Origin of the sequence: Marinobacter sp. G11, assembly GCF_021282325.1 — a bacterium.
GTDB classification, from domain to species: domain Bacteria; phylum Pseudomonadota; class Gammaproteobacteria; order Pseudomonadales; family Oleiphilaceae; genus Marinobacter; species Marinobacter vinifirmus.
Genome location: NZ_JAJSPB010000002.1, coordinates 202,391 through 225,910, shown reverse-complemented (window position 1 = coordinate 225,910; position 23,520 = coordinate 202,391). Strand labels below are relative to the sequence as shown.

Annotated in this window: 18 protein-coding genes; 14 read left to right on the top strand and 4 right to left on the bottom strand. The window is 59.8% G+C overall.

Going from position 1 to position 23,520, the window contains the following annotated elements:
* The first annotated feature begins 3 nt into the window (after window positions 1-3).
* From LWH94_RS02390 to LWH94_RS02375, 4 genes are read left to right on the top strand one after another with little or no spacing between them, the layout of a single operon-like run.
* Window positions 4-648 (top strand): MotA/TolQ/ExbB proton channel family protein, encoded by a 645-nt coding sequence (locus LWH94_RS02390; RefSeq protein ID WP_022989032.1) that lies wholly within the window; start codon window positions 4-6, stop codon window positions 646-648.
* Between the two features lie 40 nt (window positions 649-688).
* The gene (locus tag LWH94_RS02385; RefSeq protein WP_232901116.1) at window positions 689-1,219 is read left to right on the top strand and encodes an ExbD/TolR family protein; all 531 of its coding nucleotides are present in this window, start codon (window positions 689-691) and stop codon (window positions 1,217-1,219) included.
* Window positions 1,216-1,704 (top strand): ExbD/TolR family protein, encoded by a 489-nt coding sequence (locus LWH94_RS02380; protein WP_094624084.1) that lies wholly within the window; start codon window positions 1,216-1,218, stop codon window positions 1,702-1,704. The genes LWH94_RS02385 and LWH94_RS02380 overlap by 4 nt, the downstream gene beginning before the upstream one ends.
* The gene (locus LWH94_RS02375; protein WP_232901115.1) at window positions 1,697-2,680 is read left to right on the top strand and encodes an AgmX/PglI C-terminal domain-containing protein; all 984 of its coding nucleotides are present in this window, start codon (window positions 1,697-1,699) and stop codon (window positions 2,678-2,680) included. The genes LWH94_RS02380 and LWH94_RS02375 overlap by 8 nt, the downstream gene beginning before the upstream one ends.
* 11 nt (window positions 2,681-2,691) lie before the next feature.
* On the opposite strand, the gene LWH94_RS02370 is transcribed toward LWH94_RS02375, so the two are convergent.
* The gene (locus tag LWH94_RS02370; protein WP_232901114.1) at window positions 2,692-3,177 is read right to left on the bottom strand and encodes a MaoC/PaaZ C-terminal domain-containing protein; all 486 of its coding nucleotides are present in this window, start codon (window positions 3,175-3,177) and stop codon (window positions 2,692-2,694) included.
* Between the two features lie 165 nt (window positions 3,178-3,342).
* Here LWH94_RS02370 and LWH94_RS02365 point away from each other — a divergent pair, with 165 nt between their 5' ends.
* From LWH94_RS02365 to LWH94_RS02355, 3 genes are all read left to right on the top strand, one after another.
* Window positions 3,343-5,016, top strand: coding sequence for a long-chain fatty acid--CoA ligase (locus LWH94_RS02365; protein ID WP_232901113.1), 1,674 nt, complete (start codon window positions 3,343-3,345; stop codon window positions 5,014-5,016).
* 140 nt (window positions 5,017-5,156) lie between these two features.
* Window positions 5,157-9,089, top strand: a complete 3,933-nt coding sequence (gene hrpA, locus LWH94_RS02360) for an ATP-dependent RNA helicase HrpA (RefSeq protein ID WP_232901112.1) — start codon at window positions 5,157-5,159, stop codon at window positions 9,087-9,089.
* A 117-nt stretch (window positions 9,090-9,206) separates the two neighbouring features.
* The gene (locus LWH94_RS02355) at window positions 9,207-10,328 is read left to right on the top strand and encodes a beta-ketoacyl-ACP synthase III (RefSeq protein ID WP_058340816.1); all 1,122 of its coding nucleotides are present in this window, start codon (window positions 9,207-9,209) and stop codon (window positions 10,326-10,328) included.
* Window positions 10,329-10,334: 6 nt separating this feature from the next.
* Here the strand turns inward: LWH94_RS02355 and LWH94_RS02350 are convergent, their stop codons facing one another.
* Window positions 10,335-10,742: an acyl-CoA thioesterase gene (locus tag LWH94_RS02350; protein WP_232901111.1), complete on the bottom strand. Its 408-nt coding sequence runs from the start codon at window positions 10,740-10,742 to the stop codon at window positions 10,335-10,337.
* 90 nt (window positions 10,743-10,832) lie between these two features.
* Between LWH94_RS02350 and LWH94_RS02345 the strand changes: the two genes are divergently transcribed.
* From LWH94_RS02345 to dinG, 5 genes are read left to right on the top strand one after another with little or no spacing between them, the layout of a single operon-like run.
* Window positions 10,833-11,612, top strand: coding sequence for an MlaA family lipoprotein (locus tag LWH94_RS02345; protein WP_232901110.1), 780 nt, complete (start codon window positions 10,833-10,835; stop codon window positions 11,610-11,612).
* Between the two features lie 23 nt (window positions 11,613-11,635).
* Entirely contained in the window at window positions 11,636-13,120 is a 1,485-nt protein-coding gene (locus LWH94_RS02340; protein ID WP_232901109.1) for a DUF3336 domain-containing protein, read from the top strand.
* A 6-nt stretch (window positions 13,121-13,126) separates the two neighbouring features.
* Window positions 13,127-14,815, top strand: coding sequence for an ExeA family protein (locus tag LWH94_RS02335; RefSeq protein WP_232901108.1), 1,689 nt, complete (start codon window positions 13,127-13,129; stop codon window positions 14,813-14,815).
* Between the two features lie 3 nt (window positions 14,816-14,818).
* A complete protein-coding gene (locus LWH94_RS02330) occupies window positions 14,819-15,520 on the top strand; it encodes a general secretion pathway protein GspB (RefSeq protein ID WP_232901107.1) in 702 nt (233 codons plus the stop codon).
* Window positions 15,520-17,706, top strand: a complete 2,187-nt coding sequence (gene dinG / locus LWH94_RS02325) for an ATP-dependent DNA helicase DinG (RefSeq protein WP_232901106.1) — start codon at window positions 15,520-15,522, stop codon at window positions 17,704-17,706. Before LWH94_RS02330 ends, dinG begins: the two co-directional genes overlap by 1 nt.
* A 236-nt stretch (window positions 17,707-17,942) precedes the next feature.
* On the opposite strand, the gene LWH94_RS02320 is transcribed toward dinG, so the two are convergent.
* The gene (locus tag LWH94_RS02320) at window positions 17,943-20,699 is read right to left on the bottom strand and encodes a LuxR C-terminal-related transcriptional regulator (RefSeq protein WP_232901105.1); all 2,757 of its coding nucleotides are present in this window, start codon (window positions 20,697-20,699) and stop codon (window positions 17,943-17,945) included.
* A gap of 214 nt (window positions 20,700-20,913) precedes the next feature.
* Here LWH94_RS02320 and cysB point away from each other — a divergent pair, with 214 nt between their 5' ends.
* Window positions 20,914-21,891 carry an HTH-type transcriptional regulator CysB gene (gene cysB, locus LWH94_RS02315; protein ID WP_232901104.1) on the top strand — a complete coding sequence of 326 codons (978 nt, stop codon included), beginning with the start codon at window positions 20,914-20,916 and terminating at the stop codon, window positions 21,889-21,891.
* Between the two features lie 67 nt (window positions 21,892-21,958).
* Here cysB and LWH94_RS02310 read toward each other — a convergent pair whose 3' ends face one another.
* Window positions 21,959-22,684: a phosphoadenylyl-sulfate reductase gene (locus tag LWH94_RS02310; RefSeq protein ID WP_232901103.1), complete on the bottom strand. Its 726-nt coding sequence runs from the start codon at window positions 22,682-22,684 to the stop codon at window positions 21,959-21,961.
* 209 nt (window positions 22,685-22,893) lie between these two features.
* Here LWH94_RS02310 and thrH point away from each other — a divergent pair, with 209 nt between their 5' ends.
* The gene (thrH, locus tag LWH94_RS02305; protein ID WP_094624072.1) at window positions 22,894-23,508 is read left to right on the top strand and encodes a bifunctional phosphoserine phosphatase/homoserine phosphotransferase ThrH; all 615 of its coding nucleotides are present in this window, start codon (window positions 22,894-22,896) and stop codon (window positions 23,506-23,508) included.
* Window positions 23,509-23,520: the final 12 nt, after the last annotated feature.

The following is a 23,520-nucleotide window of genomic DNA, read 5'->3' as shown; positions in this document are numbered from 1 at the left end:
ACCATGCTCGACACCATCATCCGATTCTTTCAGGAAGGCGGCCCATTCATGTACCCCATCGCGCTGGTTCTGGCGCTTGGCCTGGCCATAACACTGGAACGCTTCATCTACCTGGGAGCGGTGCGGCGCAGAAACCGGCTCGCCTTTGAGCGGGGCATTCTGCCGGCCCTGCAAAAGCGGGATTTCAAGCGGGCCATGAAAGCTGCGTCTACCTCCGACAGCGCCATTGCTGCCGTGATGGGGGCCGGGATTTCCCGCCTGCTGTCAAACAGCCGCCGTGAAGACATCGAATACGCCATGGAAGAAGGCTTGATGGAAGTCTTGCCGAGGCTGGAAAAACGTACCCAGTACCTGGCAACCCTGGCCAATGTCGCCACGCTGCTGGGCCTGCTTGGCACCATCATCGGCCTGATCGCCGCCTTCACCGCGGTTGCCGCGGCGGATCCGGCCCAGAAAGCCACCTTGTTGTCGGAAAGTATTTCCGTAGCCATGAACACCACCGCGTTTGGCCTGATCTCTGCCATTCCGCTGCTGCTGTTCCACGCCTTGCTGCAAACCCGCACCAATGAAATTGTCGACAGCTTCGAAATGGCCGGCGTGAAACTGCTGAATATCGTGTCCGACCCGGATGCACCGGTCGCTGCGTGAGCTCGCATCATAAAGCCAGGACAAACAGGAGTATGGCGATATGAGACGTCGACATCGCAGGCTTGAGGCCTCGGCGGACCTGGACATTACCGCGTTTCTGAACCTGATGATTGTTCTGGTTCCGGTATTGCTGCTGGGCATGGTGTTCACCCAGATCCGCATGATCGAACTCAACTTCCCGGGCATGGAAGCGGGAGAGGCTCCGCCGGCAGACCAGTTCCGGCTGGTGGTTACCGTGATTCCTGATGGGCTGGAAGTAGCCGACAGCGATCGCGGGCTGATTGAGGTGCTGCCGGCGAAAGAGCAGATTCAGGACTACGAGGGTTTGCGCACGGTGCTGCAGCAGATCAAGTCCCGGGTGCCGGATAAAACCGATGTGATTCTGGAAGTGGGGCCGGAGGTGGATTACCAGACCCTGGTGACCGTCATGGACACGGTGCGTTCCTATCCGGCGGTGGTGGCCGCCAGCATCGTGGAAGCGGAGCTGTTTCCGGATGTTTCCCTGATGGATGCTGAAGAGGGCCGGACACTGGCCGCACGGGCAGATGCGTCAAACGGGGAGGGCGCATGAAAACCTCCCGCAGAGCAAGGCTGCGCCAGCGTCATTACCGCAGGATGCACCGGGCCGGAGGCCTGAACCTGGTGTCGCTGATGGATATCTTCACCATCCTCGTGTTCTTCCTGATGGTGAATTCCTCTGATGTAAAAGTGATGCAGAACACCGCCGATGTGCCTTTACCGGTTTCCACCTCGGAGAAGGATGCCGTTGAGAACCTGACCATTCAGGTCAGCGGCCAGTCCATTCTGGTGCAGGGCCGGGAAGTCGCCCGGGTGGATACTATTGGTGCCGATGACCTGCACGTGGCCGGCTTGTCGGAAGAGCTGGCCTATCGCCGAAATCGCTGGGCCGAGGTACCGGAACAGGGGCTGGAAGTCACCATTATGGCAGGCCGGGAGACCGACTATCGCCTGTTACGAAAGATCATGAAAACCTGTGTAGACGAGCAGTTCCGCCAGGTGCGGCTGGCCGTGGAAGCGGAGGTTCGCAATGGCTGAGCGTCAGGAGGTCGGAAGCACCCGTTTACCCTGGAGCCGTGACCGGGCAGAAAGCATTCGCTTTGGCGTAATTGTGATCGTGATGCTGGCGGCATTCCTGGTGCCTGCGGTGATCATTCCGGGGCTGATCGTGCCCGAGCCGGAACGGTCCGAGGCCGAAAAGGTTCCGCCCAGACTGGCCCGGCTGGTCGAAACCCCGGCGCCGGTAGAACCGCCTGAGCCGGTCAAACCTGAACCCGAACCTGAGCCGGAGCCAGAGCCGGAGCCAGAGCCGATCGCAAACGTCGAGGAAGTGACGCCGCCGGAACCGACTCCGGAGCCTCAGCCCGAACCTGCAAAACCGGCTGCAACCGTCGCGGATAAGCCTGCCCAGACTACCGAGCAAGCGAGGGAAACCGCCGCACGCTCGGGCCTTTTTGCCATGAAAGACCGGCTGGCCGCCTTGACCCGAACAGAACAAACGCCGGTACCGGTGGCACGGCAGGCCAATATCACCGGTGATGAATCTGATGTGGCGGAACCCGAGGTGAACCGGGAGCAAGCGTTAGCCGGCAGTGGTGGCGTGCAGGACGGTGACGCGCCAGTCAGGGAGGTAGCGGTTGCCGAACACCAGGTGACTCAGGTGCAGGCACCGAAAGAAGAGCTGCAGGTGGCCCGGGCGAAACCTGCTGCCAGGCCTTCGGTTGGCCAGCGCGCCATGAGCAATATCCGGCAGGTATTCGATGCCCAGAAGAGTGTGCTGTATTCGCTGTACCAGCGGGAGCTGCGGCAGGATCCGACCCTGGAAGGCAAGGTTACCCTGGAACTGGTTATCGAGCCGGATGGTAGCGTCTCGGCCTGTCAGGTGGTGGGCTCAGAACTTGGTAACCCGGGCCTTGAGCAGCGCATCGCCATGCGGGTGCGGATGTTCAACTTCGGATCGGCGCAGGTAGAAACCCGGAAGGTTCAATTCCCGATTGAATTCCTTCCGGGCTGATCAGCGCCGGTTCAGCCTTCGATGGTAATCTTCGGCAGGCGGGGTTTCTGCAGGGAAATTTTCTCGGTAGGGGCGATCACCTTGGCTTCGCCGCTTACCACTTGCTGGTCGTTCTGGTTGCGCACATCGCAACCGAACACCACCCGGTTCTTCGGTTCCTTGGCCAGCGCCGTGAGGGTGACGGTCAGGGTATCGTCCAGCTTCACCGGCCTTTTGAATGCCAGGCTTTGCTCCAGGTAGATCGTGCCCGGGCCCGGCATCACGGTCGCCAGTGCGGCAGAAATCAGTGAGCCACTCCACATGCCGTGGGCAATGCGTTCCTTGAACATGGATTCGGCGGCAAATTCCGAGTCCAGGTGCACCGGGTTAACGTCTCCGGACACGGCCGCAAAAAGCACCAGTTCGTCTTCAGTCAGGGTCCGGGTGAAGGTGGCAGAATCGCCTTCATTCAGCTCGCTGTAGGTGATATTTTCCAGGGTATCGAGGGTGTCGCTCATCACAGGCTCCGGTGATTGGTGTTTCCAGCAAGGGGAGTGCTTTCGTTGTCCTGAAACCTACCTCATCGTTAACAAAACTGCTATTCTCTCCACCACTTTTTGAGGCTGATACTTTTGTAGGGTTGATTTTTTAATCAATTCGCGCCGTTCAGACAGGAGATGGTGATGGATTTCGAGCAGTTCTATCAAGACAAATACCCCGCCGGCATTCCCCGGGAGGTAGACCTTAAGAAATACAAGAACATGGTGGATGTCTTTGAGCAGGCCGTTAAGAAATACGGTGACCGCCCGGCATTCTCCGCAGTCGGCGCCACGCTGACCTACAAGGATCTTGATACCCAGAGCCGCAACTTTGCTGCATGGCTTCAGAACAAAACCGACCTGAAACCCGGCGACCGCATCGCGGTACAGATGCCCAACGTTTCCCAGTACCCGGTTGTGGTTTTCGGTGCCATGCGTGCGGGCATGATTGTGGTGAACACCAACCCGCTGTATACCACCCGTGAAATGGAGCACCAGTTCAACGACTCCGGCGCCAAGGCCCTGGTGGTACTGGCCAACATGGCCGAGAACGCGGAGAAGGTGCTGCCTCATACCGGTATCGAGCATGTCATCATTACCGAAGTGGCCGACATGCATTCACCGCTCAAGCGTACCCTGATGAACGCTGCGGTTAAGTACCTGAAGAAAATGGTACCGCCGTTCAACATCCCCGGTGCCCACAAGCTGCCAGCCGTACTCAGCTCCGGTGCTCGCGAGAAGTTCACCCCGGTCGACATCAAGCTGGATGACCTGGCTGCACTGCAGTATACCGGCGGTACAACCGGCGTAGCCAAGGGTGCCATGCTGACCCACGCCAACCTGGTGGCTAACCTGACCCAGGTTCGCCCGATGCTGGAAGATCAGATTGAAGAAGGCAAGGAAGTGGTGATCGCACCGCTGCCCCTGTACCACATTTATTCCTTCACCCTGAACTGCGGCATCATGATGGAAGCCGGTGCCCACAACATCCTGATCCCGAACCCCCGTGATATCCCGGGCTTTGTGAAGGAGCTGCAGAAGCAGAAGTTCTCCGCCTTTATCGGCCTGAACACCCTGTTTGTGGCCCTGTGCAACAACGAAGAATTCCAGGACCTGGACTTCTCCGGCCTGAAGCTGACCGCCTCCGGTGGTATGGCCCTGACCAGCGACACGGCCAAGATGTGGGAGCGTGTGACCGGTTGTGAAATCAGCGAAGGTTACGGCATGACCGAAACTTCCCCGGTGGTTACCTTCAACCCCCGCAGTGCCATCCAGATTGGCACCATCGGCCTGCCGATTCCGTCTACCGTGATCAAGACCATTGATGACGACGGCAATGAAACCCCTGTTGGCGAACCTGGTGAGCTGTGCGTGAAAGGCCCGCAGGTAATGCGTGGTTACTGGCAGCGCCCGGACGACACCCAGAAGTCCTTCACTGAAGACGGTTACCTGAAAACCGGCGACATCGCGCTGATTCAGGAAGACGGCTACATTCGTATCGTCGACCGTAAAAAAGACATGATTATCGTGTCTGGCTTCAACGTGTTCCCGAACGAAATCGAAGACGTGGTAACCAGCCATCCGAAAGTGGTGGAGTGTGCTGCGGTTGGTATCCCGGATGCCAAGAGCGGCGAAGCCGTGAAGGTTTACGTGGTGCCCACCAAGGAAGGCGTTACCGCCAACGAGATCAAGGAATTCTGCCGCGAGCGCCTGACCGCGTACAAGGTGCCCAAGCACTTTGAATTCCGCGACGAACTGCCCAAGAGTAACGTGGGCAAGATCCTGCGCCGCGAACTGCGGGATGAAGCCAACGCCTGATTCCTGGTGTTGCCTGCTCTCCCGGGAGAGCCCAGAGACCCTGCTTCGGCGGGGTCTTTGTGTTTCTGCAGGGGCGATTTCCCGTTAGACTGTGGCGCCTGAACAGATCCAGCCCCCAGCAAGAGCCCGTAAACCGAGCAATGACAGAACCGACCCGTAGTAACGCACCCGATACCATCACCGCTGACCCGCAAGCAGCCGTGAAGGCTTTTATGAGCCAGCTGGACGCCTGTAACCAGCAGGAGGCGGCGCGCATTATTCGTCAGGTCAGCCGGAGCAAGGGCAAGCCCGGGCAGAAGGATCTGGAGAAAATGGCACGCTGGCTGGATCAGGGGCTGGACAAGGTGCAGAAGCGACAAGCCCTGCACAAGCCAGCCAGTTTTCCGGACAGCCTGCCGGTCAGTGCCCGGGTAGAGGATATCAGCCGGGCCATCGAGCAAAACCAGGTGGTCATCATTGCCGGTGAAACCGGCTCCGGTAAAACCACCCAGATTCCCAAAATCTGCCTGAACCTGGGCCGGGGCATCCGCGGGCTGGTGGGCCATACCCAGCCCCGGCGGATTGCGGCACGCAGTGTGTCTGCCCGGATTGCGGAGGAGCTGGGCGAGCAGGTCGGGCAGCAGGTGGGTTATCAGGTGCGTTTCACCGATAACACCTCCGAGTCGTCCCGGATCAAGGTGATGACAGACGGTATCCTGCTGGCGGAAATCCAGCACGACCGCTTTCTGGACAAGTACGACACCCTGATTATCGATGAAGCCCACGAGCGCAGCCTGAATATCGACTTCCTGCTGGGCTACCTGCGCCAGTTGCTGCCCAAGCGGCCGGACCTGAAAATCATCATCACCTCCGCCACCATTGAGGTAGAGCGCTTCAGCGAGTTCTTTGACAAGGCTCCGGTGATCGAAGTCAGCGGCCGTACCTATCCGGTGGATGTTCGCTACCGCCCGCTGGCGGGCGATGAAGACGACCGGGATCAGGGCTGGACCGATGGGGTGCTCTCGGCCCTCGAAGAAATCGAACAGCACGAGCGCACGGAAAAACAGCCTCCGGGGGATGTGCTGGTGTTCCTGCCGGGCGAGCGGGAAATCCGGGCCCTGAGCAAGGTGCTGCGCCATGCCGAGCTGCGCCACACCGAAGTGCTGCCGCTGTATTCCCGGCTCAGTAACCAGGAGCAGAACCGCGTTTTCCAGGCCCACAAGGGCCGGCGCATTGTGCTTTCTACCAACGTGGCGGAAACCTCCCTGACGGTGCCTGGCATCCGCTATGTGATCGACACCGGCGTTGCCCGCATCAGCCGTTACAGCGTTCGTTCAAAGATCCAGCGCCTGCCTATCGAGCCCATCTCCCAGGCCAGTGCCAACCAGCGGGCAGGGCGTTGTGGCCGGGTGGCACCGGGTATCTGTTTTCGCCTGTACGATGAAACCGATTTCCTGAATCGCCCGGAGTTCACCGATCCGGAGATTCTGCGTACCAACCTGGCGTCCGTTATTCTGCAGATGGCCACCTCCGGGCTGGGCGAGATTCGCCATTTCCCGTTCCTGGAAGCACCGGATCGCCGCCAGGTGAACGATGGCTACAAACTGCTGGAAGAGCTGAGCGCGGTTGACGACAAGCGGCGGGTTACCAAACTCGGCCGCACCATGGCTCGCTTGCCGCTGGACCCGCGGCTGGCGCGGATGCTGGTCACCGCTGCCGACCACGGCAGCCTTGCCGAAGTGCTGATTGTGATCGCCGGCCTGAGTATCCAGGACCCGAGAGAGCGGCCCCAGGACAAGCAACAGGCGGCAGACCAGGCGCACGCCCCGTTCAACGACAAGGAATCCGACTTTGCGACCTTGTTGAATATCTGGAACTGGTTCGAGGAGCAGCGCCAGGAGTTGTCCCAGAACCAGCTGAAAAAGCTGTGCCAGAAAACTTTCCTGAGCTGGATGCGCATGCGGGAGTGGCGCGATATCCATCGCCAGCTGACCCTGATTTGTCGCGAGCAAAAGCTCAGCATGAACCGGGACCCGGCCAACTACGACCGGATCCACAAGGCTATTCTGGCCGGCTTGCTGGGCCAGATTGCAGTGAAAGTCGAAAAGCGGGAATACCTGGCCACCCGAAACCGTAAGGTGATGATCTTCCCCGGTTCGAAAGTGGCCAAGTCCGGCCCCAAGTGGATCGTGGCGGCAGAAATTGTCGAAACCAGCAAGGTGTTCGCCCGCATGGTGGCGGGCATACAGCCGGAGTGGGTAGAACCGCTGGCGGGTCATATTGTGAAGCACCACTATTTCGAGCCCCACTGGGAACAGAAGCGAGCCCAGGTCATGGGGTATGAAAAGGTCACCCTCTACGGCCTGGATGTGGTGCCCAAACGCCGCATTCCCTACGCCAAGGTCGACCCTGAAGAATGCCGTAACCTGTTTATCCGGCGGGCGCTGGTGGAGGGCGATTATCAGTCCAAAGCCCCCTTTATTGCCCGCAACCGGGAAATGCTCGACACCGTCGAGAACCTGGAAAAGAAAACCCGCCGCCGGGACCTGCTGGTAGACGACGAAGTGCTGGTGGCCTTCTACGACGAGCGCCTGCCTTCGGAAATCGTCAGTGGCCGGCATTTTGAAAGCTGGTGGAAAGGCCTGTCGGCAGAAGAACTGAAAAAGCTGGAACTGACCGAAGCCGATGTGCTGCAACGCCCGCTGGACCAGGGCGCGGCGGAGCAGTATCCCGACTACCTGGAGTGGGAAGGGGTGAAATACCCCCTGAGCTATGAATTCGAACCCACCAGCGAGCGTGACGGGGTGACCCTGAAAGTGCCCCTGATGGCCCTGAAGCAGATTCCTTCCCGCCGGCTGGAGTGGCTGGTGCCGGGGCTTTTGCGAGAGAAATGCATTGCGCTGGTCAAAGGCTTGCCCAAATCCCTGCGCCGGAACTTTGTGCCGGTGCCGGATTTTGTCGATGCCGCGCTCGCCAACATGCAGCCGAGTAACGAGCCGCTGGCCCTGAAGCTGGGCGAGCAACTGCGCCGGATGACCGGTGTGCAGATTGACCCCCAGGCCTGGCCGGAAGACGAATTACCCAGACACCTGCGGATGAACCTTCGGGTAACCGGCAACAAGGATAAAACCATTGCCGAAAGCCGGGACACCGACGAGTTGCAGGCGAAGCTGGAGGGCAGGGCAACCGAAGCCCTCGCCTCAGTTACCAGCGAAAACACTGGCGACCATAAGGTAAAGGAATACCTGGACTGGCAGTTCGGCAGCCTGCCGGAGCAGGTCCAGACCGAAAAGGGCGGCATGCAAGTAACCGTGTACCCGGCCCTGGAAGACCTGGGCAAACAGGTTCGGGAAATCCGCTGCCTGGACCGGCTGACCGCCGGGGATACCACCCGCCGTGGTATCGCCCGCCTGATCATCAACCGTTTCGGAAACACCCTGTCAGACCTGGAGCGCAAGCTGCCCCGGTTCAAGCAGTCGGCATTGATGTTTGCCCCGGTCGGGCAGGCGAAGGCACTGCTGGATGACCTGCTGTTGTCTGCGGTGATGCAGCACTTCCTGGCCGGCGACCTGCCCAGGGATGAAGGCGCCTTCAGCCGGGTTTACGAGCAGCACCGGGGCGATTTCATTCCTGCCCTGGAAGCGGCGGATGAGCGACTGTTCCAGGCCATGAGCGGCTACCAGAAGGTGGCAAAGCAACTCAAAGGCAAGATCAACCTGGCCCTCGCCAACAGCATGGCAGACCTGAAATTCCAGTTGCAGCACCTGGTGTATCCCGGTTTCCTGGTGGCCACGCCGGCAACGTGGCTGGATCGATTCGGGGTGTATTTCGAAGCGGCTTTGATACGGCTGGAGAAAATGCCCCGGGAAATGGGTCGGGAGCGGGAGTTTCTGCACACCATCGAGCCGCTCTGGGCCCGTTATGCCACCAGGCAGGAACAGCAGAAACGCCAGGGCGTTCGTGACCCGGAACTGGAACTGTACCGGTGGATGCTGGAGGAGTACCGGATCTCCTTCTTCGCCCAGCAACTGGGCACCGCCATGACGGTGTCGGTCAAGCGGCTGGATAAACAGTGGGAAAACACCCGGATATAAATTGCACCAGCCTGGTGCCCGAGGATGATAGTCCAGCGGGCAAATCCGGCGGACTGTGTTAGTATTTCTGACAGTTAATTGTCAAAAACTGTTTTATAACCATGACGTGGGGTTATTGTGATTAAAGCCGTCATCAGCGGAACCGGCCTGTTTACGCCGCCCGCCATCATCGAGAACGACGAACTGGTCGAAGCCTTCAACCAGTATGTAGAGCTGTACAACAATGAGCATGCGGAAGAGATAGCCCGCGGCGAGCTGACAGCCCTGCAACCCTCGTCATCTGCTTTTATCGAAAAGGCGTCTGGCATCAAGCGCCGGCACGTGATCGACCGGGAAGGGATCCTGGACCCGAAGCGGATGAAACCGTACATTCCCGAGCGCAGCAACGACGAGCCATCGGTGCAGTGCGACATGGCAGTTGCAGCCTGTAAAGAAGCCCTTGAGCAGGCAGGTAAAACCGCCGCCGATGTAGACGCGGTGATTGTGGCATGCTCCAACATGCAGCGCGCCTATCCCGCCGTGGCTATTGAGGTGCAGGAAGCCCTGGGTATTAACGGCTTCGCCTACGACATGAACGTGGCCTGCAGTTCTGCCACCTTCGGCTTGCAGGCAGCGGTGAACTCGGTGGAAAACGGCGCTGCCCGCGCCGTGCTGGTGGTCAGCCCGGAAATCTGCTCCGGCCACCTGAACTTCCGTGACCGCGACAGTCACTTTATCTTTGGTGACGCCTGCACCGCCATTCTGGTGGAGCGGGAAGAAAACACCCAGCCGGGGCAGGGCTTCGAGATTCTGGGCACTCGTCTGAAGACCCAGTTCTCCAACAACATCCGTAACAACTTCGGTTTCCTGAACCGGGCGGATGACAGTGGCGTGGGCAAAGCGGACAAGCTGTTTATCCAGCAGGGCCGGAAAGTATTCAAGGAAGTGTCACCGCTGGTGGCTTCCACCATCCAGGATCACCTGGCTTCCCTGAATCTGGAACCGGACAACCTGGACCGCATGTGGCTGCACCAGGCCAACCTGAACATGAACCAGCTGATTGCCCGCAAGGTTCTGGGCCGGGATGCCACCGAGCAGGAAGCACCGGTGATTCTGGACGAATACGCCAACACCAGCTCCGCCGGTTCCATCATTGCCTTCCACAAGCACAAGGATGACCTGAAAGCCGGCGACCTGGGAGTGATCTGCTCCTTCGGTGCCGGCTATTCCATCGGCAGCGTGGTGGTTCGCCACCGCTAATGCGGTTTACCGCGCTGCCAGGGCTTTCAGGGTGTCTGGCAGCGGGGTGGATTTGCGGGTTGTCCGGTCTACCCACACGATCTTTGCATAGCCTTCCGCGTATACATCGCCGGTGTCGGCATCTTTCAGCAGATGGTAGGTGTCGAGGCTGGTCGTTCCCGCTTTGTCTGCATAGGTTTCAACAACCACGCTGGCAGGGTGCGTCAGTTCCTTCAGAAAGGTGGCGCTGGTCTTTATAATGACCGGTCCGGTCGGGTCTTCTGCTTTACCCAGACCCAGTTCCGCCAGCCAGACAATGCGGGCTTCCTCGTAAAAACGGAAGTAAACTGTATTATTGGCGTGGCCGTATGCATCCATATCGCCCCAGCGCAGGGCCATGGACATTGAGCTGACGGGATTACCCGGTACAGACATCTGAGTTTCCTCCGGAACAGTGACACAAGAATAATAAAACGCCGGTATTGTCGACGAACTGAAACAGGTTAAACAACCCGAGAGTGCAAAATGAGAGAGTTTGATATCCGGCGTTGGGCGCCCGGCGTGCTGCTGTTTATGGCACTGGCCCTTGGTGCAACAACCGTGCAGGCCCAGAATCTGCAAGAGCCGCCCATGGAAGGCGAGGCGATGCCTGCCAATACCGACGACCCCTACGAGAACTGGAACCGCAAGGTCTACGCCTTCAACGATGCCATCGACCGCTGGTTCCTGCGCCCGGTAGCCAGTGGTTACCGGACCGTGACCCCGGACGTCGTAGACCGTGGCGTGACCAATTTCTTCAACAACCTCACCGAAATCCGCAACTTCACCAACAGCCTGTTTCAGCTGAAAGGGGAATCGGCCGTGGTGGCCTTTGGCCGGTTTACCTTCAATACCGTGTTCGGACTGGGCGGTATTTTTGATGTAGCCACGGCTTGGGAACTGCCCGAGCGACCGGAAGATTTCGGCCAGACCCTCGGCCACTGGGGCGTAGGTTCCGGCCCTTACCTGATGCTTCCGCTGCTGGGCCCGTCCACGCCACGGCATTTTAGCGGCCTGGCCTCGGACAGTTTTATGCTGCCGTCAGCCTGGGATGCGGTCGACAGCCCGGAATGGTATTACCTGCGCACCCTGCAGATTGTTGATAAGCGGGCAGACCTGATTCCGGCAGAAAGCTTTATTTCCGGGGACCAGTACACGTTTGTTCGCAATGCCTTCCTGCAGCGTCGTGAATTCCTGATTAACGATGGTAAGATCACGGAAGATCCCTTCGCGGACGACGACGATTTCATGCTCGAGGATTTCTGAGCAGTAAAGCCGGGAGGCAACAGGTGATCAAGGACCCCAGAATTTCCCGTTTTCGCAAAGCCCTGGCCGGCGCCACGACCTATGAACAGTGGATGGAAGCCGGGCTGGAGCTGGATTTTCTGGAAGGTAATGCCGAGTGGAAGGAAGATTTTGTTTCTGACCTTTACCACTACGAGCTGATCTACGATCGCCTGAGCAACCTCAAACAGTATCGCCAGCAGAACGACTTCGAGCGCCTCAAGCGGGCGCTGCGCGAAGGCCTGCACCACGATCTGGGCAATATGGGGAACCCGGCCCTTTACACCCGCTCCCGGGTGGGCACCAAGCACCTGATCGAAGAATACATCAGCCAGGTGTGTGAAGCCCTGGATTACCTGTGCGATCACCCGGTGCCGGGCTTTCCGGTATACGACAAGCTGCAGTTCTTCCGCGATACCCTGACCAGCTTTGGCCGGCCCACGCTGTTGCTCAGCGGTGGCGCATCGCTGGGCATGTTCCATTTTGGAGTCATCAAGGCACTGTGGGAAAAGGGGCTGCTGCCCCAGGTGATCGCCGGTTCCAGTATCGGCGCCATTATCGCGGGTATTCTTGGGGTACACACCGATGCCGAGATACCGGAAATGCTGGTGCCAGAGAACCATAACCTCAAGGCCTGGAAATGGCGCGGGCTGATCAGCGCCATGCGCGGCGAAGGCCTGATGGACCAGCAAACCCTGCAGCAATGCCTGCGGGCGAATATTGGCGAATACACCTTCGAAGAAGCCTATCAGCGCACTGGCCGCAGCATTAACATCAGCGTGTCGCCAGTGCAGTCCAATCAGAAAGCCCGGTTGTTGTGCGGTTATACCTCGCCGTACCTGATGGTGTGGAGCGCCGCCCTGGCCAGTGCTGCGGTGCCCGGGGTGTTCCCGCCGGTTACCCTGATGAAGAAAGACCTTTACGGTAATGCTCTGCCGTACATGCCCAGAATCCAGTTTGTGGACGGTTCCGTGGTCAGTGACCTGCCCATCGAGCGCCTGATGCATTTGTACGATGCCAATTTCAGCATCGTCAGCCAGACCAACCCCCATGTGGTGCCGTTCCTGGGGGAACAGACCGATGAAAAACTCTCGCTGGCGCGGTTGCCAATGCATTTCCTGAAGTCCGAAGTGCAGTTCCATGGCCGTGGCGTGTTCGACTACCTGCGCAAGCGGGTTCGCCCGGAATTGCTCAGGCAGGCCTCCGGGCAGCTGTATACCATCATGGCCCAGCGTTACTCCGGCGACGTAACCATTGCTCCGGAGTATTCCTTGCGGCACTATCGCGGCATGTTGTCGAACCCGAGCCCGGAGTATGTTCGCGAGATGATCCTGGCTGGTGAACGGGCCACCTGGCCGAAGATTTCGATGATCCGGACCCATGCCCGGATTTCCAAGACCCTCGAACGTTGTGTGCGCCGTCTTAAGCAGCAGAACCGGCGGGCGGTAGAATTGAAACTGGTCAGCGGTACTGCGCCGGCCAGGTCCTGAGGAAACATGTACTACGATTTTTTTGGCTTTCGGGAACCGCCTTTCTCCATAGCGCCGGACCCCCGCTACCTGTACCTGAGTGACCGCCACAAGGAAGCCCTGGCGCACCTGATGTATGGCGTTCAGGGGCAGGGCGGTTTTATCGTGATTACCGGTGAGGTAGGAACCGGTAAAACCACGGTCTGCCGCTGTTTTATCGAGAACGCACCGGAACACGTCGACATTGCGCTGATTCTCAACCCCCGGCTCTCGGCCCGGGAGCTGCTGTCGGCTATCTGCGACGAGCTGGGCATTGCCCACGCCGCCAACGCGACCATCAAGATCCTGGTGGATGCCATCAACCAGGATCTGCTCAAGGCCCACGCCGCCGGCCGGCACAAGGTGCTGATTATCGATGAGGCCCAGAACCTCTCCGCAGAAGTGCTGGAGCAGCTGCGCCTGCTGACCAACCTGGAAACCGCCGAGAAAAAGCTGTTGCAGATTGTGCTGCTGGGCCAGCCGGAACTGCAGGACATCCTGGCCCTGCCGGAGTTGCGCCAGCTGAACCAGCGAGTAACCGCCCGTTACCACCTGGATGCCATTGACCAGGTGGAACTGCCCGCCTACCTGCAGTACCGGCTGAGCGTGGCAGGCCTGCGCGGTGACCTCTTTTCCGCCGGTGCGGTCAAAAACCTGTATCGCGCCAGCGAGGGTGTACCCCGGTTGATCAACCTGATCAGCGACCGTGCGCTGCTGGGCGCCTATGCCGAGGGCGAGCACCAGATAACCCGCGCCCATATCAAGCGGGCTGCGAAAGAAGTGACCGGTGGTATCCGTAATCGCAGCCTGCGGACCGGCTCAGGCGGGCCGGCAAAAAGCCAGCTGGCCCTGGTGGCGGCGAGTATTCTGCTGGCCATTATTGCCACCCTGTGGCTGCTGGACAGCCCGGATTCGGTGAACAAGGCCCTGGCCGATAGCGACCCGGAAGTTCAGACCGGTGGCACCATCGAGCGGGACGAGACTACAGATCCTGTCCCTGCCGAACAAAGCCCCGAGCCGGCCGAACCCGCTGCCACCCAGCCGGCTTCGTTTGTTCTCGACAGCCACGCCATGCCTCGCGCCGAGGCCTTTGTTGAACTGTTTGGTATCTGGGGCAACGACTACAACCCTACCGCTTTCCCCAACGCCTGTGACCACGCCCAGAATTCAGGCCTGCGTTGCCTGGAGCGCCAGGGCAGCCGCCGCAGCCTGGAATTTATTGATCGCCCGGCACTGTTGGTGCTCAAGCCGGAAAATGGCGAGGCCCGCTATGCGGTGCTGCGTTCACTGGATGGCGACACCGCCACACTGGCGGTTCCGGGGGGCACCGAAACGGTTCCGTTCCGGGAACTGGAGCGCTATTGGTTTGGTGATTTCCAGGTACTCTGGCGGGTGCCGGAATTCATGACCGGTGACGGCTTCTACGGCGATGAGTCCGGCCAGGAGCTTTGGATTGGTGCCCGCATGATGGAAATCGCAGACCGGCTGGCCGGTTCCGGGCCTGAAAGTACCCGGGTCAAGCGCCTGGCCATGGAGCAGCAGGTGCGCTGGTACCAGGAGCAGAAAGGTTTGACGGTAGACGGTATTCCCGGTGCCATGACCATCATTCAGATGAACAACGACCTGAAAGTGCGGGTGCCGCGCCTGGTAACAGCCCCGGCGGGAGGCACCCGGTAGGTTATGTCGTATATTCTTGATGCCCTAAGAAAGTCCGAAGCAGAGCGCCGGCAAGGCAAGGCTCCGGATCTCGGCCACCAGGTACAGATGGTGTACCGGCCGAAGAAAAAGCGGGTACCCGCGGTGGTGTGGATTGTGGTGCTGGCCTTGCTGGTAAATGCCGGGGTGATGGCCTATGTGTTCTGGCCGGAAAACGGCCCGGTTGCCGCCGCCATGCAGGCCGAACCTGCCCCGGCACAACCGGTACCGACAGAACAGTCTGTTGCAGACGCCCCGAAAGCGAAGCCCGAACCGGAGCCGGTTGCAACAGTACAACCGGAGCCAGCGCCGGCGGTACCGATTCCGGATGTCCCGGAAGCTCATTCCGGCACCGAAGAGCTCTGGGCAGAACCGGTGGTGATCGTGCCCAGCCAGTCAAAATCCAATCCGGGCTTGACCCAGCCCCCGCCAGAGGGCAGGGTGCCGCATCTGGTAGAATTGCCCCTGTCCTTTCAGAAGAGCGTGCCCGACTTGACCTTCAACAGCCATATCTATTCCTCGGACCCGTCCGCCAGCCGCGTGATGATCAATAATCGTTACCTGCGCACCGGCGACCGGTTCGAACAGCTCACCATTGAACGCATTACCGAAGACGGCGTGGTGCTCAGCAAGAACGGCCAGTACTTCCGTGTTGGTACTGTGAGGGACTGGGTGAGCCCGAGATAATGGCCCTGACAGAAGACGTAAAGCAGCAAATCCAGCAGGCCTACCGTGACTTGCTGGCCGGCAAGGACATCCGTGCCCGTTATGGCCAGCGCCTGATGATTGCCGAGATTGCCCGATACATGGGCGATATCACCGACAACGATGGTCAGCGCACCTCGCCGCCGGCCACCTGCGTGGTGGAGGCCGGTACCGGTACCGGTAAAACCCTGGCGTACCTGATTGCGGCCATCCCTGTGGCCAAGGCGCTGGGCAAAACCCTGGTGATTTCCACCGCCACCGTTGCCCTGCAGGATCAGATCGTCCTGAAAGACCTGCCGGACCTGCGCAAGCACAGCAAGCTGGATTTCAGCTGGACCCTGGCCAAGGGCCGTGGCCGTTACCTGTGTATGTCCCGGCTGGAATCCCGGCTGCACGACGAAGGCCATGGCGACAGCGACACCATGCCGCTGTTCCTGCTGGACCAGCCGGCCGACGATGAAGCGGCCAGCCGGATTACCTTTGAAAAAATGCTGGCCAGCTACGGCTCCCGGGAATGGGATGGCGACCGGGACCATTGGCCGGAACAGATCCCCGATGAAATCTGGCGCCAGGTGACCACCGACCACCGCCAGTGCACCAATCGCCACTGCGCCTATTTCGATAGCTGTGCCTTTTTCGATGCCCGCAAAGACCTGGACGATGCCGACGTGGTGGTGGCCAACCATGACCTCGTATTGGCAGACCTGGCCCTGGGCGGCGGTGCGATCCTGCCGGAGCCCGAAAATGCCCTGTTTATCTTCGACGAGGCCCACCACCTGCCAGACAAGGCCCTGAACCACTTTGCCGCCTCGGTTCCCCTGAACTCCACCCGCCAGTGGCTGAAGCAGCTGTCCCAGGCCCTGGTGAAAATGCAGCCCTGGTTGCCCGGTGGTTCGCAGGCAGCCAAGGCCGTGGACAAGATCAGCCTGTCTGGTCGGGATCTCGACCTTGCCCTTGCCAAGGTGTACGACGAGGTGGAGCTTAATACCGCCTGGGAATTCAACGACGAGCGCCGCAGCGCCCAATGGCGATACCCGGATGGCGAGCTGCCGGATACCCTGGCGGAACTAGCGGCCGAAACGCGCATTGTGACCGCCGGCCTGTGCCGGCAGTTGGGCACCCTGGTTGAAGAACTGCAGAATGCCTTCGACGAACGCAAAGATCCGGAACTGGACCGGGACACCGCCGATTCCTGGTATCCGGTGATCGGTGCCTTCCACAGCCGGGCAGAAGAGCAGTTGCGCCTGTGGGCGGCCTGGTGTGAAGGGGCGACCGGTTCCGATGCCACCACTCAAACTGAAAGTACAGACGCGGCCCCGGTTATCCGCAAAGGCCCGCCCGCGGCCCGGTGGGCGGTTCGCCAGCGCTGGGATCACGCGGAAGACATTACCCTGTACAGCTCGCCGGTGCTGGCCGACAACCTGTTGTATTCACGGCTTTGGTCCCGGGCCTATGGCGCGGTGCTTACCAGTGCCACCCTGACGGCGCTGGGCAAGTTCGATCGCCTGCGGTCCCGGGCCGGCCTGCCGGAAGCCAGCCGTTACCTGGTGGTGCCCAGCTCGTTCCGTTATGGCGAAATGGCCACCGTAGAAGTGCCGGCCATGAATGCCATGCCCACCGATGACGGTTTTGGCGATGCCCTGATCAAGCGCCTGCCGGAACTCTGGGCCGGTGAAAAAGCCACCCTGGTGTTGTTTACCTCCCGCCGACAGATGCAGCAGGTGAGGGATGCCTTGGCTCCGGAATACCCGGAACTGATCCGTACCCAGGACGACATGGCCAAGAATGAGGTGCTCAAGCAGCATTGCGCCCGCATTGATGAAGGTAAGCCCAGCGTGCTGTTTGGCGTTGCCAGCTTTGCCGAAGGTATCGATTTGCCGGGCAAGTACCTGCACCACGTAGTGATTACGCGCCTGCCGTTCTCCGTGCCGGATGATCCCATCGATGCCAGCCTGGCGGAGTGGGTTACCCAGCGTGGAGGTAACCCGTTTATGGAAATTACCGTGCCGGATGCCTCGGTGAAGCTGGTTCAGGCTGTGGGCCGTTTGTTGCGTACCGAACAGGATACCGGCCGGGTGACCATCCTGGACCGGCGTATCGTCGCCCGTCGTTATGGTCAGCTGTTGCTGGATGCCCTGCCGCCGTTCCGCCGTGTAATCGAATACTGAGCCTTTCCCTTTGCCCATAAAAAAAGAGCCATCCCAATCGGGTGGCTCTTATCAAGGGGTTCTGACGAACCCGGGCGTCGAAATAACGCGGAACAAGAAATCTGAAGGCCTGAATTTCAGAATTCGCGGTAAGGCGCTAACCTCACCATGGTTAAATGATAGGGCGTAAGGGGGCGTAAACGGATCGTCCAAAGGGCGTAGTGAGGGGGCTTAATTCAGGCAAAGTGTGAACTACGTCACGTTCTGGCCTGATCCCCCAGCAGCCCAAGATCCCGGGCCCGGGCCAGTGCTTCGGTGCGCCGGCCCACGCCCAGCTTGCCGTAGAGGTTACGGATGTGGGCTTTCACCGTCGCCGGTGCCACCGACATCTTGCCGGCGATATCCTTGTTGGCCAGGCCCTGGTTGATCAGCTCCAGCACTTCCTGTTCCCGTTGGCTTAAAGGTTCGGCCAGTTCGCTGGCTGCGGTTCGTGGCGCCGGGGTTGCAGCGGCCGCTTCCGGCTCCGCCGGTTCTGAACTGGCAGCCATGGGTGGCTCCAGCAGTTGATCCTTCAGCATGGTCAGCAATTCCCGGTTCCAGCGCCCCGGTGTTCTCAGCCGCGGCAGCTCCAGCATCTTCTCCCGCAGTGCCGGGCTTTCTTCAGCAAACAGACGCAGGAAGCCGGCATGTTCAGCCCTGTCCATGGCCCTTTCCAGCATCCGGTTGGCTTCTTCCTCATATCCCTGGCCGAACAGGGCCTCGGCGTACACCAGCAGAATCTCTACCAGGTGCCGGGTATGGGCGTTGCGCTCGGCAGCGGGAATCAGCGCAGACAGTATCTCCTGGGCCTTCTGGCTGTCATTCCGGGCAATCAATACCCGGGCCAGGGCGATCTGGTTCTGCTCCCGGTTCAGGGGGTTGGTGGCTGGTTCTTCAAGGGCCGGCTGCAGGCAGTCCATGGCCTTGTCAGCCTGGCCTGTGGCCAGGTAACAGCGCGCCAGCAGGGCAGCAGCAGCGGGCGGATCAAACAGGATGTGATCCCTGCGTTTTCGGCCAACGGCAACGGCATCTTTCAGGGCATCGATGGCGGCATCCAGCCTGCCTTCACTGAACGCCAGGTGGCCCCGAACAAACTGTATAACCACATGCTGGCCGGGCTCGGTGCCTTTTTCGACATGTTCGAGCAATGGCGACAGGTAGCCGGCTGCGGTCTGGGGCTGGTTCTGTTCCCGGTAGATCTCAATCAGGGCGCTGTTCTGCCAGCAGGAGATCAGCCGCGGCTGGCTGGGGTCGGCGTAGTGTTCGTCTACCCATTGCCGCACCCGGCTGGTGGTTTCCAGGGCAAGGTCGGTGTCGCCCCGGTTGTACTGGATCCACGCCAGCAACCCGCCGGAAGACAGCACGGTACTGGGTTTGCGTTCCACCTGGCCGTAATACACGGCGCTTTCCAGGGCTTCTTCGGCCTCGTTCAGCTCGCCCTTACCGAAATAATCCATGCCCAGGCCGTAGTAGGTGACGGATTTCAGGGGAATGCTGATCTTGTCGATGTCCTTGAGCACCTGCCGGGTCAGGTCCGAGGCGTTCTTCTCGTCGTTTCGGCTGCGGGCCAGGTACGAACGCACCAGCGATACTTCACTGTGAATGGCCAGGGCGCCTTCGGCATCCGGGTGCGAGTCTGCCACCCGGCGGTCCAGCAGGTCTTCCACCCGGGTCAGCAAGGGCTCCAACCCTTCTACCCGGTTGGCGAAGAACAGGCCCCAGACCTTGAGCATCTGCAGCTGGGGGCTGTCGTTGATGACATCCGCAGGGATTTTCTCCAGCCATTCCAGTACCGGCAAATGGAAACCGCCGTGGATCAGGTTGTTGCCGTGCTCCGAGAGCACCCGCGCCAGCCGCTCGGTGTCTTTGCGCCGGACAATCTGGCCGATGGCTTCCTGCACCTGGCCATGGCTGAGCAGCCAGTCGATGGTGCGGGATTGCATCAGCTCTGCCCGGGCGGGGTCTTTGCTTTGAATGCGTTGCAACAGGGCTTCCCGGAACAGGTCATGGTAGCGGAACCACTCGTTACGGGTGTCCAGCGGAATCAGGAACAGGTTCTGGGCCAGTAGCCTGGTCAACGCATCCTGGCTGTCGCTGCGTTCCCGGATGGCATCGCACAGGGCGCCAGACAGGCGAGGGCAGCAGGCGGTATCCAGCAGGAAGTCCATCAGTTCCCGGGGCAACTGCCGCAGCACCTCGGTGAGCACGTAATCGCTGATCAGCCGGCCATCGGGGTTCAGGCTTGGAGGCGCGGAAGTCTGGTCCAGGTTGAGCTGGCCGGACTTGGCCGACAGCGCCGACAACTGCATGGCGGCCACCCAGCCTTCGGTACGCTGGCACACCGAGCGGATTTCCTGCTCCGATAACTCCATGGCCATGGTGTCCCGGAAGAATGCCCGGCATTCGTCTTCAGAGAACGCCAGCAGTCCCGGATGAATATCCTGCACCTGTCGCCGTACCCGCCAGCGGGCGAGGGGCAGGGGTGGTTCGGTGCGTGAAGCAAGGGTCACCAGCATGCCCGGGGGCAGGTAGTCGATAAACCAGCCCAGCTGGCGGTGAATGGTGTCGCTGGTAATCTCGTGATAGTCGTCCAGCACCAGGAACCAGGCCGTGTCGTCCTGGCTCAGGGTGTTGATCAAACCGGTGATGGCGGCGGTCTGGTCCTCGCCGTCACTGCGGGCGAGCTGTTTGCGGATATCTTCCAGCCCCATCAGACCGGCGTGTTCAAAGGCACCCACCACGTACTGCCAGAACTGGCGTGGCTGGTTGTCGTGTTCGTCCAGCGATAACCAGGCGGTGCGGTGGCTGTTCAGGGCACACCACTGGCTTACCAGGGTGGTTTTACCGAAGCCTGCCGGCGCAACCACCATATTCAGCCGCTTGCCGGTTTCCGGCTCCAGCAGCGAGTCGAGCCGTTGCCGGCGCACGGCTCTCGGGTCGGGTGTTGGCCTCAGAAACTTGGTGGTCAGCAGCATGGTTGTCCGGTTAACCGAAATGTAGGTCTTGGATTGTGTGCTTTGCTGCCGGCAAGTCAAGGGCTGCGATGACGCAAGGCTTTGGCCGGGCTGCGAAAGCACGGAATTGGTCTACACTGAATACAGTTACCTTTTGTATATCAAAAAAGAATGAAAATAACCGTTCTTATGCGTATTATCAGGCGGTAGACTCATCCAGGGAGCGACAGATTCAATGAAATTACAACAACTGCGGTATATCTGGGAAGTTGCGCACCACGATTTGAATGTGTCCGCCACCGCCCAGAGCCTGTTTACCTCACAGCCGGGGATTTCCAAGCAGATCCGCCTGCTGGAAGACGAGCTGGGGCTGGAAGTATTTGCCCGCAGCGGCAAGCATCTGACCCGCATCACTCCGGGCGGCGAGATTATCATCCGCGAGGCCGGAGAAATCCTGCGCCGGGTAGAAGGCATCAAGAAAATTGCCCAGGAGTTCAGCAACCAGCGCAAGGGCGACCTCAGTATTGCCACTACCCACACCCAGGCACGCTATGCCTTGCCTCCGGTGATCAGCGGCTTTATTGAAGAGTATCCGGATGTGTCGCTGCATATGCACCAGGGTACGCCCATGCAGATCTCCGAGATGGCAGCCAACGGTGCCGTGGACTTTGCCATCGCCACCGAGGGCATGGACCTGTTCAACGACCTGCTGATGATGCCCTGCTATCGCTGGAACCGCTGCGTGGTGGTGCCGAAAGACCATCCGCTGGCCAGGGGGCAGGAGCTGACGCTGGAAGAACTGGCGGAATACCAGTTGGTGACCTACGTATTCGGCTTTACCGGCCGCTCCAAGCTGGACGAAGCTTTCCAGTCCAAGGGTCTGACCCCGAAAGTGGTGTTCACGGCGGCGGATGCCGACGTTATCAAAACCTACGTACGCCTGGGACTGGGTGTGGGCATTATCGCCAGCATGGCGTTCGACCCGAAAACCGACAGCGACCTGGTGGCACTGGATGCCAGCAAACTGTTCCGGTCTTCCGTAACCCGCCTTGGGTTCCGCAAGGGAACTTTCCTGCGGGGCTACATGTATGACTTCATGCAGCGGTTTGCCCCCCACCTGACCAAGGAAATGGTGGATCGTGTGGTCGCCCATCAGGGCAGCCGTACCGAGATTCAGGAACTGTTCAAGGACATTGAGCTGCCGGTTTACTGAGGTCCCTGAACAAAGAAAGCCCGCCGTCAGCGATGACAGGCGGGCTTTTTTTGATTCTGGAGGGAGGTTAGCCGGATTTGCCAATCAGGTTGCCGGCATGCAAGCCGCATTCCTTGTGGGTGGCTTCTTCCCACCACCAGCGGCCTTCGCGCTCGTGCTGGCCTGGCAGTACCGGGCGGGTGCAGGGCTGGCAGCCGATGCTGACAAAACCCTTTTCGTGCAAGCTGTTGTAGGGGGCTTCTGCCATGCGGATGTAGTCCCAGACTTCTTTAGAGGTCCAGTTCGCCAGCGGGTTGAACTTAACCAGTGGTTTATCATCGGTGGAGAAAGCGCTGTCTGTTTGCACCACCGGCACCTCATTCCGGGTGCCCGGGCTCTGGTCCCGGCGCTGGCCGGTAATCCAGGCATCCACCGTGGCCAGTTTCTTGCGCAGTGGGTTCACCTTGCGGATGCCGCAGCATTCCGAATGGCCGTCTTCGTAGAAGCTGAACAAGCCTTTCTTGCCCACCAGGGCCTGAACTTCGTCGGAATCCGGAAACAGCACTTCAATCTCGATGCCGTAATGCTGGCGCACTTTCTCGATAAACTCGTAGGTTTCCGGGTGCAGCCGGCCGGTGTCCAGGGTGAACACCTGCAGGTTATCCGTCAGCTTGTGGGCCATCTCGATCAGCACCACGTCTTCCGCACCACTGAAGGAAATGGCGATGTTGTCGTAGTGGGCGATGGCGGCTTTCAGGATAGCCCGGGGGCTCTGGCCGTCCAGTTCGGTGCGCAGAGAATCGATATCAGTCATGTTGTTCCAGCAATCGTTACTGTGATTCCGCAAGGCTAACATCAAACCCCTCATAACCTGAAGGAATGAGAAACTATATATTTATAGCTCGCCAGCAGGTTAAAGGGCCGGATTCCCGATGCATTCCCGCCTCGTTTTTCATATCATACGCGGCAGCAAGTCGGGCGCCTGTTGTGCCTGCCACCTTATCATTTACTCAGGAGACCGTTGTGGAACTCGCATGTCTTGACCTTGAGGGCGTACTCATCCCGGAAATCTGGATCGCCTTTGCAGAAAAAACCGGTATTGAAGAACTCAAGGCAACCACCCGGGATATTCCTGACTACGACGTACTGATGAAGCAGCGCCTGCGCATTCTGGACGAGCATGGTTACGGCCTGCCGGAAATCCAGGAGGTGATCGGTACCCTGGACCCGCTGCCCGGTGCCCGGGAGTTTCTGGACTGGTTGCGCGAGCGTTTCCAGGTGGTGATCCTGTCGGACACCTTCTACGAATTCGCCATGCCGCTGATGAAGAAGCTGGGCTACCCGGCGCTGCTGTGCCACAAGCTGGAAGTGGCTGACAACGGCCAGATCACCAACTATCTGCTGCGCCAGCGCGACCCCAAGCGCCAGTCTGTGCGGGCCTTCCAGTTGCTGAACTACCGGGTGATTGCCGCCGGTGATTCCTACAACGACACCACCATGCTGGGCCAGGCCGAAGCCGGTATTCTGTTCCACGCGCCCCAGAACGTGATCGACGAGTTCCCGCAGTTCCCGGCGGTGCACAACTTTGACGACCTGAGGCAGGAGTTCCTGAAAGCCAGCGCCATTCACAGCGCCTGATTTTCCGGTATT

Coding starts and splice junctions, on each gene's coding strand:
- LWH94_RS02375 (WP_232901115.1), top strand. CDS start 1,697: ATGGCTGAGCGTCAGGAGGTCGGAAGCACCCGTTTACCCTGGAGCCGT.
- LWH94_RS02380 (WP_094624084.1), top strand. CDS start 1,216: ATGAAAACCTCCCGCAGAGCAAGGCTGCGCCAGCGTCATTACCGCAGG.
- LWH94_RS02320 (WP_232901105.1), bottom strand. CDS start 20,699: ATGCTGCTGACCACCAAGTTTCTGAGGCCAACACCCGACCCGAGAGCC.
- LWH94_RS02385 (WP_232901116.1), top strand. CDS start 689: ATGAGACGTCGACATCGCAGGCTTGAGGCCTCGGCGGACCTGGACATT.
- LWH94_RS02345 (WP_232901110.1), top strand. CDS start 10,833: ATGAGAGAGTTTGATATCCGGCGTTGGGCGCCCGGCGTGCTGCTGTTT.
- LWH94_RS02390 (WP_022989032.1), top strand. CDS start 4: ATGCTCGACACCATCATCCGATTCTTTCAGGAAGGCGGCCCATTCATG.
- LWH94_RS02370 (WP_232901114.1), bottom strand. CDS start 3,177: ATGAGCGACACCCTCGATACCCTGGAAAATATCACCTACAGCGAGCTG.
- LWH94_RS02335 (WP_232901108.1), top strand. CDS start 13,127: ATGTACTACGATTTTTTTGGCTTTCGGGAACCGCCTTTCTCCATAGCG.
- dinG (WP_232901106.1), top strand. CDS start 15,520: ATGGCCCTGACAGAAGACGTAAAGCAGCAAATCCAGCAGGCCTACCGT.
- LWH94_RS02365 (WP_232901113.1), top strand. CDS start 3,343: ATGGATTTCGAGCAGTTCTATCAAGACAAATACCCCGCCGGCATTCCC.
- cysB (WP_232901104.1), top strand. CDS start 20,914: ATGAAATTACAACAACTGCGGTATATCTGGGAAGTTGCGCACCACGAT.
- LWH94_RS02330 (WP_232901107.1), top strand. CDS start 14,819: ATGTCGTATATTCTTGATGCCCTAAGAAAGTCCGAAGCAGAGCGCCGG.
- hrpA (WP_232901112.1), top strand. CDS start 5,157: ATGACAGAACCGACCCGTAGTAACGCACCCGATACCATCACCGCTGAC.
- LWH94_RS02350 (WP_232901111.1), bottom strand. CDS start 10,742: ATGTCTGTACCGGGTAATCCCGTCAGCTCAATGTCCATGGCCCTGCGC.
- LWH94_RS02310 (WP_232901103.1), bottom strand. CDS start 22,684: ATGACTGATATCGATTCTCTGCGCACCGAACTGGACGGCCAGAGCCCC.